14 protein-coding genes are annotated in these 13,177 nt (G+C 73.0%); 7 read left to right on the top strand and 7 right to left on the bottom strand.

Translation table 11 applies throughout. From position 1 onward, the window contains the following. Positions 1-50: 50 nt before the first annotated feature. Entirely contained in the window at positions 51-1,667 is a 1,617-nt protein-coding gene (locus tag Nocox_RS34695) for a serine/threonine-protein kinase (RefSeq protein WP_020543900.1), read from the top strand. A 16-nt stretch (positions 1,668-1,683) separates the two neighbouring features. Here the strand turns inward: Nocox_RS34695 and Nocox_RS34690 are convergent, their stop codons facing one another. Then, on the bottom strand, positions 1,684-4,902 hold the full coding sequence (locus tag Nocox_RS34690; protein ID WP_084685708.1) for a WD40 repeat domain-containing serine/threonine-protein kinase: 3,219 nt from the start codon (positions 4,900-4,902) through the stop codon (positions 1,684-1,686). A gap of 97 nt (positions 4,903-4,999) precedes the next feature. Beyond that, positions 5,000-5,503, bottom strand: a complete 504-nt coding sequence (locus Nocox_RS34685) for a shikimate kinase (protein ID WP_211212695.1) — start codon at positions 5,501-5,503, stop codon at positions 5,000-5,002. Between the two features lie 37 nt (positions 5,504-5,540). On the opposite strand from Nocox_RS34685, the gene Nocox_RS34680 reads away from it, so the two are divergent. Together Nocox_RS34680 and Nocox_RS34675 are read left to right on the top strand one after the other, a co-directional pair. Next, entirely contained in the window at positions 5,541-5,822 is a 282-nt protein-coding gene (locus tag Nocox_RS34680; RefSeq protein WP_020543898.1) for a hypothetical protein, read from the top strand. Between the two features lie 13 nt (positions 5,823-5,835). Beyond that, positions 5,836-6,219: a ChaB family protein gene (locus Nocox_RS34675; RefSeq protein ID WP_020543897.1), complete on the top strand. Its 384-nt coding sequence runs from the start codon at positions 5,836-5,838 to the stop codon at positions 6,217-6,219. A 21-nt stretch (positions 6,220-6,240) separates the two neighbouring features. On the opposite strand, the gene Nocox_RS34670 is transcribed toward Nocox_RS34675, so the two are convergent. After that, positions 6,241-8,067 (bottom strand): transketolase, encoded by a 1,827-nt coding sequence (locus Nocox_RS34670; RefSeq protein ID WP_020543896.1) that lies wholly within the window; start codon positions 8,065-8,067, stop codon positions 6,241-6,243. 73 nt (positions 8,068-8,140) lie between these two features. Then, on the bottom strand, positions 8,141-8,737 hold the full coding sequence (locus Nocox_RS34665; RefSeq protein WP_020543895.1) for a nucleotidyltransferase: 597 nt from the start codon (positions 8,735-8,737) through the stop codon (positions 8,141-8,143). A 70-nt stretch (positions 8,738-8,807) separates the two neighbouring features. On the opposite strand from Nocox_RS34665, the gene Nocox_RS34660 reads away from it, so the two are divergent. Further along, a complete protein-coding gene (locus Nocox_RS34660) occupies positions 8,808-9,293 on the top strand; it encodes a DUF1360 domain-containing protein (RefSeq protein WP_020543894.1) in 486 nt (161 codons plus the stop codon). On the opposite strand, the gene Nocox_RS34655 is transcribed toward Nocox_RS34660, so the two are convergent. From Nocox_RS34655 to Nocox_RS34645, 3 genes are all read right to left on the bottom strand, one after another. After that, positions 9,294-9,557, bottom strand: a complete 264-nt coding sequence (locus Nocox_RS34655; protein WP_157383131.1) for a hypothetical protein — start codon at positions 9,555-9,557, stop codon at positions 9,294-9,296. It abuts the gene before it with no gap. A gap of 172 nt (positions 9,558-9,729) precedes the next feature. Next, positions 9,730-10,734, bottom strand: coding sequence for an SDR family oxidoreductase (locus tag Nocox_RS34650; RefSeq protein WP_026214469.1), 1,005 nt, complete (start codon positions 10,732-10,734; stop codon positions 9,730-9,732). Positions 10,735-10,742: 8 nt separating this feature from the next. Further along, entirely contained in the window at positions 10,743-11,000 is a 258-nt protein-coding gene (locus Nocox_RS34645; RefSeq protein WP_157383130.1) for a hypothetical protein, read from the bottom strand. Between the two features lie 56 nt (positions 11,001-11,056). On the opposite strand from Nocox_RS34645, the gene Nocox_RS34640 reads away from it, so the two are divergent. The 3 genes from Nocox_RS34640 to Nocox_RS34630 are packed head-to-tail and all read left to right on the top strand — an operon-like array spanning position 11,057 to position 13,083. After that, positions 11,057-12,064 (top strand): DNA topoisomerase IB, encoded by a 1,008-nt coding sequence (locus Nocox_RS34640; RefSeq protein ID WP_026214468.1) that lies wholly within the window; start codon positions 11,057-11,059, stop codon positions 12,062-12,064. Positions 12,065-12,110: 46 nt separating this feature from the next. After that, positions 12,111-12,359 carry a BON domain-containing protein gene (locus Nocox_RS34635; RefSeq protein ID WP_020543889.1) on the top strand — a complete coding sequence of 83 codons (249 nt, stop codon included), beginning with the start codon at positions 12,111-12,113 and terminating at the stop codon, positions 12,357-12,359. After that, the gene (locus Nocox_RS34630) at positions 12,352-13,083 is read left to right on the top strand and encodes a metallophosphoesterase family protein (RefSeq protein WP_020543888.1); all 732 of its coding nucleotides are present in this window, start codon (positions 12,352-12,354) and stop codon (positions 13,081-13,083) included. Before Nocox_RS34635 ends, Nocox_RS34630 begins: the two co-directional genes overlap by 8 nt. Positions 13,084-13,177: the final 94 nt, after the last annotated feature.

The raw sequence follows: 13,177 nt of genomic DNA, 5'->3' as shown, positions 1-13,177 counted from the left end.
GGCGACGCTCGCGATGGCGGGCGGAGCGCGGCGGCCCTACGCTGCTCCTCATGCACAATCGGGTGATCGACGGCCGCTTCGAGCTGCTGGAGCGGCTCGGCGGCGGCGGCATGGGCCTGGTGTGGCGCGCCCGCGACGTGGCCCTGCACCGCGAGGTCGCGCTCAAGGAGGTCCGGCCGCCCGATCCCGCGTACGACGACGCGCGCGATCCCGCGGCGGCGGCCGAGCTGCGCGCCCGCGTCCTGCGCGAGGCCCGCGCGCTGGCCCGGCTCAACCATCCGCACGTGGTCACCATCCACCACATCGTCGATCCCGGCGAGCACGCCTATCCGTGGCTCGTCATGGAGCTGGTCACCGGCGGCTCCTTGCAGGACCGCCTCCAGCGCGGCCCGATGACGCCCGCCGAGGCGGCCAGGCTCGGGCGGGAGGTGCTGTCCGCGCTGCGCGCCGCGCACGCCGTCGGCATCCAGCACCGCGACGTCAAGCCCGCCAACGTGCTGCTGCGCGAGGACGGCCGGTCGGTGCTCACCGACTTCGGCATCGCGGCGGTCCGCGAGTCCACCAGCCTGACGGCGACCGGGTCGTTCATCGGCTCGCCCGAGTTCATGGCGCCCGAGCGCATCAACGGCCACGAAGGCGATCCGGCCTCCGACCTGTGGTCGCTCGGCATGCTCCTGTACGTCGCCGTCGAGGGACGGCACCCGATGCGCCGGCCCACCCCGCTGGCGACGCTGGCCGCCGTGCTCAACCAGCCGGTGCCGCCGCCGGAGCGGGCCGGGCCGCTGACCCCGGTCCTCCACGCCCTGCTCCAGCGCGAGCCGGCCGCCCGCCCGCACCCGGAGGCACTGGACCGCATGCTGGCCGCGGCCGCCGCGGCGCCGCCCCCGGTCGCGGGCCCGGCGCAGGGGTACGCGCCAGGCTTACCCCCCGGGCACCGGCCCGTGCCCCCGCCGTACGCCGCGAGACCCGTGTGGCGGAAGGACACCGTGCGCTCCCGGCGTTCCGGCCGCGGCGCCCGCAACGCGATCGGCGCGGCCACGGTCGCCGCCGTGGCCGTGGCGGGCGTCCTGGCCTGGCGGTTCCTCCCCCTCGGCGGCCCCCTGGTCGACGCCGGGCCGGACGGGCGCACGACCACGTCGGCCTTCACCCCTCCGGCGAGCGAGAGCGCCGAGCGGTCCACCCCCGAGCAGACCCCGGCCGGCGAGTCCGCGCCCGAGCAGGAGAACCTGCTCACCCCCGCCGGCATGCGGGCCATGATCGCCAAGTTGAAGCCGGCGATCGGCGGCAGCAAGGTCGCCGACATGACCGTCTACCCGACGTACGCCGTCATCCAGGCCCCGAAGCAGGACGACCCGGAGGTCTCCGAGCGCTACGACTACCGCGACGGCAGGGTCACCAAGTCGACCGGCTTCGGCAGGGAGATCGACGGCCCCACCGTGGACCTCGACAAGTACGACTGGAACGCCCTCCCCGCCCTGCTCAGGAAGGCCGACAAGGACCTCGGCGTGGCCAGGCCCACGTCCCGCTACCTGATCGTGGACCCCGACTTCGTCTTCACCAGCCCCCGCCAGGTCCTGCGCGTGTACGTCAGCGACGACTACCAGCGCACCGGCTACCTCGTCGCCGACTTCAAGGGCAAGGTGCTGAAGGTCTACCCGGACGACTGACCCCCTGCGGGCCGGGTCAGCACACGTCCCGGTAGCCGCTCTCCGGGATCAGCCGCGACCACTCCGCCCGGCTCAGCGACCCGCCCGCCCGGTCGCACACCTCCCGCGCGGCCAGCGCCGGGTCCACGGGGCTCTCGCGTACGGTGCCGTCCAGCGCCACGCCGCGCAGCCGCTTGCCGTCGGGGCTGAAGGCGAGCCCGGACGTCCACGAGGCGACCTGGCCGACCTCGCGCAGCGTGCGGACGTCCCAGAGCGTCGTACGGGCCGCCTCGACGGCGAGCAGGTCGCCCTTCGGGGAGAAGCGCAGCGCGCCGACGGCCGAGGTGCCCGTCTCGATCGTGCCGACCCGCTCGCGCTCGCGGGTGTCCCAGAGCAGCACCCGGCCGCCGTCCAGGCCGAACGCCAGCGTGCGGCCGTCGGGGGAGTAGGCGAGCGCGGTCGGCACCGGCGCGTCCGACGTGGCCCCGCCGGTCCGCAGGTCCAGCAGGGTCACCCTGCCGCTGCGCAGGTCGAGCAGGGTGGACCCGGCGGCCAGCGTCGCGCCGTCCGGGCTGAACGCGAGCGCCAGGTCGCCCGCGCCCTCGTAGACCCTGACGCGGCGGCCCGCCCGCACGTCCCACGTCTCCAGCGTGCGGCCGCGCGCGGTGGCCAGCAGGTCGCCCTTGGGGGAGAGGGCCACGGCCAGGACGTCGCCGCCCGCGTCGACGGAGCTGACCAGCTCACCGCCCGGCACCTGCCAGACGGTCACCGGGTCGCCGGCCACGGCGAGCAGCCTGCCGCTCACGTCGAAGGCGAGGTCGCCGTCGGCGGCGATCCTGCCCAGCTTCGTACGGTCCTCGGTGTCGGTGACCTCGATCGCGTCGCCGACCGCCTTGGCGGCGACCTTGCCGTTGCCGGAGAACGCCGCCGCCACGCGCGCCCCGGACGGGACCGGCAGGCCGGACACGTCCAGCGAGACCACCGAGCCGGTGCCGCTCAGGTAGCGCAGGCAGTGGCCGTCGGGGGAGAAGCTGAGGCCGGGCCGGGGGTCGCGGAGAGGGTACGAGCCGGACAGGCGGCGCTCGGCGACGTTCCAGACCCGCACCTCGCCGGCGCCGGGCAGGGCGATCAGCCGGCCGTCGGGACTGAACACCGGCGCCCCGGACGGCCCGGCGGTCGGGGGCAGGGGGGCGGTGGCGGGCTTGAGGGCGTCCACGAGGGTGACGCCGTCCCGTCCCGCGACCGCCAGCAGCCGCCCGTCCGGGCTGAACGCCATCGGCGGCGGCGCCGCCGGCCGCGGCGTACGGGGCGGCCGGACCGTGACGGCGGCCGTCCTGGCGCGTCCCGCCAGCTCCCGCAGCTCCACCCGCCCGTCAGGGAACGAGACCGCCGCCCGCGTCCCGTCGGGGGACACCGCCACCCCGCGGCCGGTCACCTCCAGCAGCACCCGCCCACCCCGGTACACGCGGGTGCGGTCACCCCGGCTGATCACGTACACGGCGGCGTCGCCCGGCGTCCGGCCGGTGGCGAGCTCGAACGGCCGCCCGTCCACGCCCTCGGCGAAGCGCCCGTCGTCGCTCAGCGCCGGGTTCCCGGGCGGCAGCGCGTGCAGGGCGGTGCGCCGCCCGGCGACCACGTCCCACACGGTCACGGCGTCGGCGTCCCACTTGAGCAGTTCGTCCCCGCGCAGCAGGTAGCGGGCCCGCGAGTCGGGCGCGGGGTCGGTGAAGACGCCCAGCTCCGGCTGGACGAGCGAGGCCTGCAACGCCGCCCGCGCCTCGAACACCGGCGACAGCCGCCAGGCGGCCACGCTCAGCCGCATCGCGGTGCGCGGGTCCGACGACCGGAGCGCCTCCGCGCGCGCCGCCACCGCCCGCGCGTTCGCCTCCACGAGCCGCCCGCGCAGCTCGTGCTGCCCCAGCACCGACACGACCGCCATCGACACCGCGACGGCCAGCACCCCGCCGGCCACGCCGAACCCCGGCGCCAGCAGCCTCCTGCGCTGCTTGGACAGGGCGACGCTGCCCGCGATGAAGTCCCGTTCGAGCTGGTTCAGCCGCAGGTGGCGGCGTTTGACGGCGGCCCAGCCGAGCGCGGTGTCGAGCGCCTCGCCGCGCAGCAGGTGGCCGCGCCCGCGCCGGTGCGCCGACCAGCGCCCGGCGGCCTCGCGGATGCTCCGCAGCACGAGCAGGCTCTCCCTCTCGTCGGCCACCCAGCCGCGCAGCCGCGGCCAGGCGCGGTAGAGCGCGGCGCTCGCCGGGGCCACCCGCCCGTCGCCGACCGCCACCAGCTTCCCGACGGGGGTCTCCGCGGGCGGCACCCGTACGCTGCGCCGCACCACCAGGCCGGCGTCCATGAGCGGGCCCAGCACGTCCCCCTCGTCGTGCGGGCTGTCGCCGTCGAGCAGCCGCAGCAGCAGGCTGGGCACCTGCTCCTGCTGCGCCGGGGTGAGCGCCTGGTACGCCTCCTCCGCGCGCTCCCCGAGCGAACGCGGCCCGGCGTGCCCCTCGGGCGGGCGCAGCACCGCGGCGCCGCCGCCGATCCGCAGCCGGGACGCCTCGGGCCGCTCCGCCGGATCCTTGGCCAGCGCGCTCCCGACCAGCTCGCGCAGTCCGCCGGGCAGGAGGCTCAGGTCGGGGTCGACGGTCAGCAGCCGGTGCATGACCCCGCCGAGGCTCCGCCCCGCGAACGGATCGTGCCCGGTGGCCGCGAAGAGCACCACCGCCCCCCACGCGAACACGTCGGCCGCCGCCCCCGCCTCCCCGGCGGTCAGCGTCTCGGGCGCGAGATAGGTGAACGTGCCGTCCACGGCGCCCGCGGCGGGCAGCCCCAGCTCGATGACCTTGGGGCCGCCGGCCGCCAGCAGCACGCTCTCCGGGTTGAGCCCGCGGTGCGTCAGCCCCGCCGCGTGCAGCGCCTCCAGCGCCTCGCCGAGGGCGTCGGCCAGCGCGAGCAGCTCCTCGCCCGCGTACGGGCCGTGCAGTTCGACCGCGCGCCGCAGGTCGGGGCCGTCCACGTACTCGGCGACCACGTAGGGGACGCGGCCGTCCACGCCGACCGCGACCACCTCGGCCAGCCGGGGGCACGAGACACGCTCGTAGCGCCGGCCGGGGGCCTCGCCGCGCGGCACGGTGACGACATGGCGGCGGCCGTCGTCGTCGTAGGCGTCGTAGACGACCCCGCGCCCGCCCGCGCCGAGACGGCCCGCCAGCCAGAAGCCGCCAAGCCGTTCGGGGTCGCCGGGCACCAAGCGCATAGTCACTAGCGTTTAGATGCGTGGCGCGCGTGGATGGTTGACGAGAGGGACGCCACAGGCCCCCCGCGCGCCTCGGGGGGCCCATGTGTCATGATCATTATGCCAGGCCGCGGGAGCGCATCTCCCTCAGCACCTCGTCACGCACCTGCTCGGGCCGGAGAACGCCCACGTCGCAGTGCACGTCGGCGACCTCCTTGAAGAAGGGCTCGCGCCGGGCCCGCATGACCTTGGGGTCGAAGCCGGGGCGGTGGTCGCCCGACTTCATGCGTTCGGCCAGGACGGCGTCGTCGGCGTCCAGCCACACCACGAACACCTCGCGCAGTGCCGTGCGCACCCGGGGGTCCTCGACGGTGCTGGCGGCCGCCGCGATCACCTTGGGCTCGCCGTCGAGTTCGAGCAGGACGTGCTGGGCCTCGTAGTGGTGGAGGACGTCGGCGCCCTCGCGGGCGGCGATCTCTTTGGCGGTCCCGCCGTAGCGGGCACGGAGGAAGGGGTCACTGTCGCTCAGGGGGAGGTGGAGGGCGTCCGCGATGAGGCGGCCGACGGTGGTCTTACCCGATCCCATCAGCCCGATCACCACGACTGGTTTGTTTTTCGACATGTGGATAGAAGTTCCTCGTGTCAAGGAGGTAAATCAGATGACCATCGCCGGAAGCATCATCCTCATCATGCTCGGTGCGATCCTCACCTGGGCCGTCGAGTTCGACCTCGCCGGTCTTGACATCAACGTGGTGGGGGTCATCCTCATGCTCGGCGGTCTGGTCGGTCTCCTGTTCGGAATCTACCGGATCACCGTGACCCGCAGGGCGGTCGGTCCGATCGACGAACCGGTGCACCGGCACGACATCGTCGCTGAGCCCGAGACCCGCCGCACCACCGTGTACGAGGAACGCCGCCGCTACGACGAGCCGCCCCTGTAGGAGGTGAAAGGGAATGCCGGGAGTCGAAGAGCTGCCGTCGACGATCAAGCGTTCACCGAAGAAGGCGCAGCGCACCTGGATCAAGGCGCACGACAGTGCGGTGGAGGAGTACGGAGAGGGCCGGCGCGCGCACATGACCGCGTTCGCCGCGTTGAAGCACTCCTTCGAGAAGGTCGGCGACCACTGGGAGCCGAAGTCGGAGAAGGGCCCGTCCGACCAGGGCGCGACGGACCGGTCCGGCCGCACGGCCGAAGGCGTGGACGCCAACGCCGGCAAGGAGCACCTGCAGGGCGTGGCGAAGCGGCTCGGCGTGCCAGGCCGGTCCAGGATGACCAAGAAGGAGCTGGTCGAGGCCATCAAGAAGGCCAACAGGAAGGCCACCGCGAAGGCGCGGTGACCTTCCCCCTACCGGGCCTGATCACAACAGCCGCTTGACCGCCGCGACGATGGCGCGGCGGTCAATGCGTGCGTCGGCCAGTTGTTCCTCGGGCGTCGCCGAGGCGGGCAGCCCGCTCACCCCGAGCTGGACGACCCGGGGCCCGAGCTCGCTGACGGCCTCCAGCACGGCGTCGCCGAGCCCGCCCTCCAGCCGGTGATCCTCCACGGTGATCAGGTTGCCGGTGGTGGTGGCGGCCTCGGCCAGCGCCGCCGCGTCGATCGGCTTGACGGAGTACAGGTCGATCACTCCCACGGGGACGTCGGCCGCGGCCAGTTCGTCGGCCGCCGCCAGCGCCTCGTGCACGGTCACCCCGGCCGCGACGATCGTGACCCGGTCCTCCGCCGAACGGCGCAGGACGCGCGAGCCGCCCACGGGGAAGCGTTCGCCCGGCTCGTAGATGACCGGCGTGCCGCCGCGCGTGGTGCGCAGGTAGGACACGCCCTCCAGGTCGGCCATCTCGGCGACCAGCGCCGCCGTCTGGTTGGCGTCGCAGGGGTAGAGGACGGTGCTGCCGTGCACGGGCCGCATCATGGCGAGGTCCTCCAGCCCCATCTGGGACGGCCCGTCCTCGCCGATGGCGACGCCCGCGTGCGAGCCGACGAGCCGGACCGAGGCGCCGCTGACCCCGGCCATCCTGATGAAGTCGTAGGCCCGGGTCAGGAACGCGGCGAAGGTGGCCGCGTACGGCTTCCACCCGCGCACCTGGAGCCCGACCGCGGCGGCGACGAGCTGCTGTTCGGCGATGTACATCTGGAAGAAGCGTTCGGGGAACGCCTCGGCGAACGTCTCGGTCTTGGTGGAGTCGCCCACCTCGCCGTCCAGGGCCACCACGTCGCCCCTGGCCGCGCCGAGCGCCGCCAGCGCCTCCCCGTACGCCGTCCGCGTGGCCACCACCTCGCCGGTCTTGTACGCCGGCAGCTCCAGCGGCCCGTCGTCGAAGCGGAACGGGGCGGGGCTCTCGTCCGGCGGGTGCACCGCGACCCGCACGTCCCGGACGCCGCCCAGCTCCTCGACGGCCTTGTCCGGGTCCTTCAGCGCCTTGCCGTGCGCGCCCTCGCGGTTCTCCACCTCCAGCACGCCCTCGCCCTTGCGGGTCTTGGCCAGGATGACCGTGGGCCGCCTGCGGGTGTTGGAGGCGTCGCTCAGCGCGAAGTCGATCTGCCCGGGATCGTGCCCGTCGATCTCGATGGTGTGCCAGCCGAACGCGCCGAACCTGCGGGCGTACGCGCCGGTGTCCCAGCCGTGCCGGGTGGGGCCGCGCTGGCCGAGCCGGTTGACGTCCACGATGAGGGTGAGGTTGGCGAGGCCCTCCTCGCCGGCGTGCTCGGCGGCCTCCCATATCGACCCTTCGGCCAGCTCGCTGTCGCCGCACAGCACCCACACCCGGTACGGCAGCCGTTCCAGCCGCCCGGCCATCGCCACGCCCACGCCGACGGGAAGTCCCTGGCCCAGGGAGCCCGTGGCGACGTCCACCCAGGGCAGGCGCGGGGTGGGGTGCCCCTCCAGCCGGCTGCCACGCTTGCGGAAGGTCAGCAGCTCCTCGTCATCGACGGCGCCGGCCGCCTTGTAAAGGGAGTACAGGAGGGGGGAGGCGTGCCCCTTGGAGAAGATCAGGTGGTCGTTCGCCGGGTTGCCGGGGTCGGCGAAGTCGTAGCGGAGGTGGCAGGCGAACAGGACCGCCATGAGATCGGCGGCCGACATCGACGAGGTCGGGTGGCCGGAGCCGGCGGCCGCGGCGGCGCGTACGGAGTCGACGCGGAGTTGCGCGGCCAGCTCGGCCAGATAGTGAAGATCGCGCTCGGGCATCTTGACCTCCTCGGAGACGGGTTCCGCCCCGTCTACCCGCGTCGGCCGGGTTAACGCCGTGCGCGGGCGGGCGTCAGGGCCACTTGGAATCGCCGGAGGGCTCGACGGGGCCGTTGAGCACGCCGAGCCGTTCCAGCAGGGTGATGAACGTGGCCGCGTACGGGGAGGTCTCCGTCACGGCGGCCACCCGCGGCCAGTCCACCTGCTCGCGCAGCGCGCGGACCTGGGCCAGCAGCGCCCCGTAGTCGCAGGCGTGCTCCGACAGGGGCAGCAGCCACGAGATCACCAGGTCGGTGGCCTCCAGCACGGGCACGATCACGGCCGACGCCTTCAGCGGCTCGGCCCGGTCGAGCAGCTCCTCGGTGATGTCGAGATCGGACACACGGAAGATCAGGTCCACCAGCCGGCCCTCGTCGTAGGCCTTGACCAGCCAGTCCTCCGGCGGTTTGGCCGTCTGGAAACCGAGCTGGCGCAGCGCCTCCAGGGCGGCCGGCACGTCGTGCTCGGTAAGGACGAAATCGACGTCATGGAGAGAGGGGGCGGCGCCTCGGGCGTAAGCGGCGCAACCTCCGGCCAGCGCGAACTTGACCCCGGCGTCCTTGAGCCCGGAGCTGGCGCGCTTCAAGGTGTCGAGGATGGCGTCGGTGACCTCGTGACCGTGGCTGCTCATAGGTTCGGGCTACCCAGCGAATGGTCAAGTAGGCGTTGGATGCGGCCCTGCGAGGGTAGCTGCGGGCCCCATGACGGAAATCCTGGAAAAGACAGAAAGGGCCTACGAGGGCGGGCAGAATCGTCCGCTCGGTGGTTACCTCGGCATCCTCGCCGCGTACGGCGGCACGGTGGCGGTCGCCGCGGCGGTGGCCGGCCTCGCGAACCGGCGCGTCCCCGACCGGATCGGCCTCCTCGACCTCGCGCTCATGGCCGCCTGCACGCACAAGGTGTCCCGGCGCATCGCCAAGGACCCCGTCACCAGCCCCATCCGCGCCCCCTTCACCCGGTACGAGGGCCAGAGCGGGCCCGCCGAGGTGCAGGAGAGCCCCCGCGGCGCGCTCGGCGAGCTGCTGGCGTGCCCGTTCTGCCTGGCGCAGTGGGTGGCGACCGGCTACGCGGCCGGCCTGGTGATCGCGCCGAAGGCGACCCGCCTCATCGGCGCCACGATGACGGCGGTGGCGGTGTCGGACTGGCTGCAGCTCGCCTACGCCAGGCTCATCAAGGCCACGGAGTAGTCACCGCTCCTCGTCCGGCGGCCTGCCCGCCTTGAGCCCCAGCCCGGCCAGCTCGCGGCGCAGCGCGTCCAGCTTGCCCAGCACCTCGTGGCGGGCCGGCTCAAGGTGCTCCTCGGCCTGCCGGGTCAGCTCGCCGACCTGCCGGCCGAGTGTCGTGAGCCCGTGGCTGACCTCGTGCCTCAGCTCCAGGAGCTCGGCTCTCGTGCCGGCCATCCGGCTCCAGAGGCCGTCCCCGCCGCCCGGCGGCTCCGCCGTTGCGTTCACGCGCTCCCGCCTTCGCGCTCGCATGAAGGGACCCCGGACCCGTCCAGGGCCGGGGTCCCGCCGTCCTGTGAGCCTATGGTGGCAATCCCGCGCCACCTCTGGCGATCGGCGAGCCGATCATGGGGTGTGCTTCTTTACACCAGGGGAGGACAAATCTGGACCTGTGAGCCGCTCACCTGCGGCGCAGCAGCGCCAGTGCGCCCGCCGCCGCGCCTCCGGCCAGCCCCAGCAGGATGGGGCGGCGGTGCTGCGACAGCCAGAGCTGGGGGCTGCGCATGGTCGAGCGCCGGTCGAACGTGCCGTGCGCGCCGTAGTCGGTGTCGTCGTCGGCCGGCTCCCACAGGTTCGACACGCCGCTCGGCGGCTTCTCGTCGGTCTGCTGCGACTGGACGCCGGTCCGCGCGAGATAGCGGTCCACCAGCGCCGGGGCCACCCGCTGCGCCATGAGGGTCGCGGCGGTCATGCCGCCCACCCAGTACTCCTTGCGCTCCGGGTGCTCGGCCGCGAACACCACCGCCCTGGCCGCGACCTCCGGCTGGTAGATCGGCGGCACCGGCTGCGGGTGCTTGCGCAGCTTGCTCAGCACCCACTCGAACTGCGGGGTGTTGACCGCGGGAAGCTGGACCACGGTGATCTTGACGTTGCTCCCGTCGGCCATCAGCTCGGTGCGGACCGACTCCGTGAAGCCCTGGATCGCGTGCTTGGCCCCGCAGTACGCCGACTGCAGCGGGATGGAGCGCTGCGCCAGCGCCGAGCCCACCTGCACGATCGCGCCCTGGTTGCGCGGGCCCATGAGGTCCAGCGCCACCTTCGTGCCCCACACGTATCCCAGGTACGTGACCTGCGTGGTCCGCTCGTACTCCGCCGGCGAGATGTCGGTGAAGCGGGCGAAGACGGTGGAGAAGGCCGTGTTGATCCAGACCGAGATGGGGCCCATCTCCGTCTCGATGCGCTCGGCGGCGTCGCGTACCTGCTCGTAGTCCGCCATGTCGGTCTCGTAGACCTGGCCGACGCCGCCCGCCGCTCCCACGTCGACCGCGGCCGCGCCGAGCCCGGTCGTGCCGCGCGCCAGCAGCGCCACCTTCGCGCCCTGTTTGCCCAGCTCGCGTACGACCGCGCGGCCCACGCCGCCGCTCGCGCCCGTCACCACGACGACCCGCCCTCGTAGTGATGCCATGAACCCGATCAGCCCGCCTCTCCGTCTCGTCGCTGCTTCTGACGTCGTACGGCGAGGACCATGTCGATCACCGTGACCACGGCGAGCGCGATGGCGATGCCGGTGATGACCGGCGCCTGCGCGATGAGTCCGAGCACCGTGAAAGCGAACAGGAACACCAAGATGAACGACCCCACCCGGATGTGCACCACATCGCGTGGGGTCGCCGGCACCATGGCGTGGCCCCGTGAGGACCGTTCCTCGTGCCACTCTCCCTTATCAGCCATGCCCGCACCTCTGCCCGTGTCGTTTGCCCTATAACGTCCTGGGTAGCCCGCGTGTCGTGCCCGAGCTGCGTCCGAGTGATCACAGTGAGCCGGGGATCGTCCGGCGACGCAGGGGGCGCGGGTTCAGCTATGCCGACCCCGACGGCAGGCCCGTCAAGGACGCCGAGACGCTGGCCAGGATCAGGGCTCTCGCCATCCCTCCGGCCTGGACGGACGTGTGGATCTGCACCGACCCGCACGGCCATCTGCAGGCCGTCGGCACCGACGCGGCCGGGCGGCTCCAGTACCGCTACCACGACCTCTGGCGCGAGCAGCAGGACCGGGCCAAGTTCGACCGGGTGCTGGAGGTGGCCGAGCGGCTGCCGGAGTTCAGGAAGGTCGTGGACGACCAGCTCCAAGGGCGCGGGCTGACCCGGCAGCGGGTGCTCGCCGCCGCGGCCCGGCTGCTCGACATCGGCTTCTTCCGCATCGGCGGCGAGAGCTACGACAGCTACGGCCTGGCCACCCTGCGGATGGAGCACCTGGCCTTCTCGAAGGGGTACGTCGTCTTCTCCTACCAGGCCAAGGGCGACATCCCGCGCGAGGTCGAGGTCGCCGACCCCGGGGCGTGCGCGGTGCTGCGCGCGCTGAAGCGGGCCGGCGGCGAGGGCGAGCTGCTGCGGTACCGGCGTCAGGGCGGCTGGACCGACATACGCAGTGAGGACATCAACGACTATCTCAAGGAGATCATCGGCTACGAGGTCACGGCCAAGGACTTCCGCACCTGGCACGCGACGGTGCTGGCGGCCGTCGGGCTGGCGGTGTCCCGCCCGGCCGTGAGGGAGGGGCCGACGAAGAAGAAGCGGGCGGTCACCCGCGTCATGCGGGAGGTCGCCGAGTACCTGGGCAACACCCCCACCGTGGCCCGCGCGTCGTACGTGGATCCGCGCGTGATCGAGGCGTACGACCAGGACAGGACCATCGGCGCGGCCCTGACCGAGCTCGGCTCGGACGCCGACTTCGGGCAGCTCGCGACGGCGGGACCGGTGGAGCGGGCGGTAATTGACCTTATTCGTACCGTTTGAGGCGTTAATACCCGGGCACGCGACGACAAAGTGAGGAGGCGAAGCGATGGAAGCTCCGCAGTACGTCGCGGCCCGCGTCCAGGCGGCGCTGGCCGAGGACGGGCGCACGCACGAGCTGGGGATCCGCGTGGACATCCGCGGCGACCAGCTCTTCCTGCGTGGTCAGGTGAGCGGGGCCGAGCAGCGCGAACGGCTCGGCCTGGTGGCGCACGAGGCCGCCCCTGACCTGCGGGTGCACAACGAGATCATGGTCGTGGAGGTCGCCGACGCGGGAGAGGACGAGCATCTTGACTGAACTGCGCATCGCGGCAGTCGGGGACATCCACCTGGGCGAGGACGTCCGCGGCCAGTACCGCAAGCACCTGGAGGGCATCGAGGAACGCGCGGACGTCTTCATGCTCACCGGGGACCTCACCCGGCACGGCACCCTCGAAGAGGGCCGGCTGGTGGCCGAGGAACTGCGCGGCCTGCCCGTCCCCACGATCGCCGTGCTCGGCAACCACGACTACCACTCCGACCTCCAGTACGAGATCGCCGCCGCGCTCCGCGACGCCGGCGTCATCGTCCTCCACGACGACGGCGTGGTCATCCAGTGCGGCGAGGTCAAGCTGGGCGTGGCCGGCGGCAAGGGCTTCGGCGGCGGGTACGCGGGCAAGTGCGCGAGCGAGTTCGGCGAGCGCGAGATCAAGAACTTCGTGGCCCACACCCGCTACATCGCCGAGGCGTGGAAGGTCGCGCTGAAGGAGATGACCGCCGACCTGAAGGTGGTGCTGTCGCACTACTCCCCGGTCAAGGAGACGCTGGAGGGCGAGCCCCACGAGATCTACCCCTTCCTCGGCAGCTACCTGCTGGCCGAGGCGGTCGACACGGCGGGCGCCGACCTGATCCTGCACGGGCACGCGCACAAGGGCAGCGAGAAGGGCATGACACCGGGCGGCATCCGGGTGCGCAACGTGGCGCTGCCCGTCATCGGCCGCGCCTACGCGGTCTACTGCCTGGGCGAGAACGGCCACTGCTGAGTCCGGGAGTTTTCGCGCGGCGAGGACGCCAATGGCGTCCTCGCCGTCGCCCGGAAAAACCTACGCTCTTTTATCTTAGTAATCAGGCATGATG

Origin of the sequence: Nonomuraea coxensis DSM 45129, from assembly GCF_019397265.1 — a bacterium.
Taxonomy (GTDB): domain Bacteria; phylum Actinomycetota; class Actinomycetes; order Streptosporangiales; family Streptosporangiaceae; genus Nonomuraea; species Nonomuraea coxensis.
Note: the sequence above shows the minus strand (reverse complement) of the source record. Positions and strands in the feature narration are given on the sequence as shown.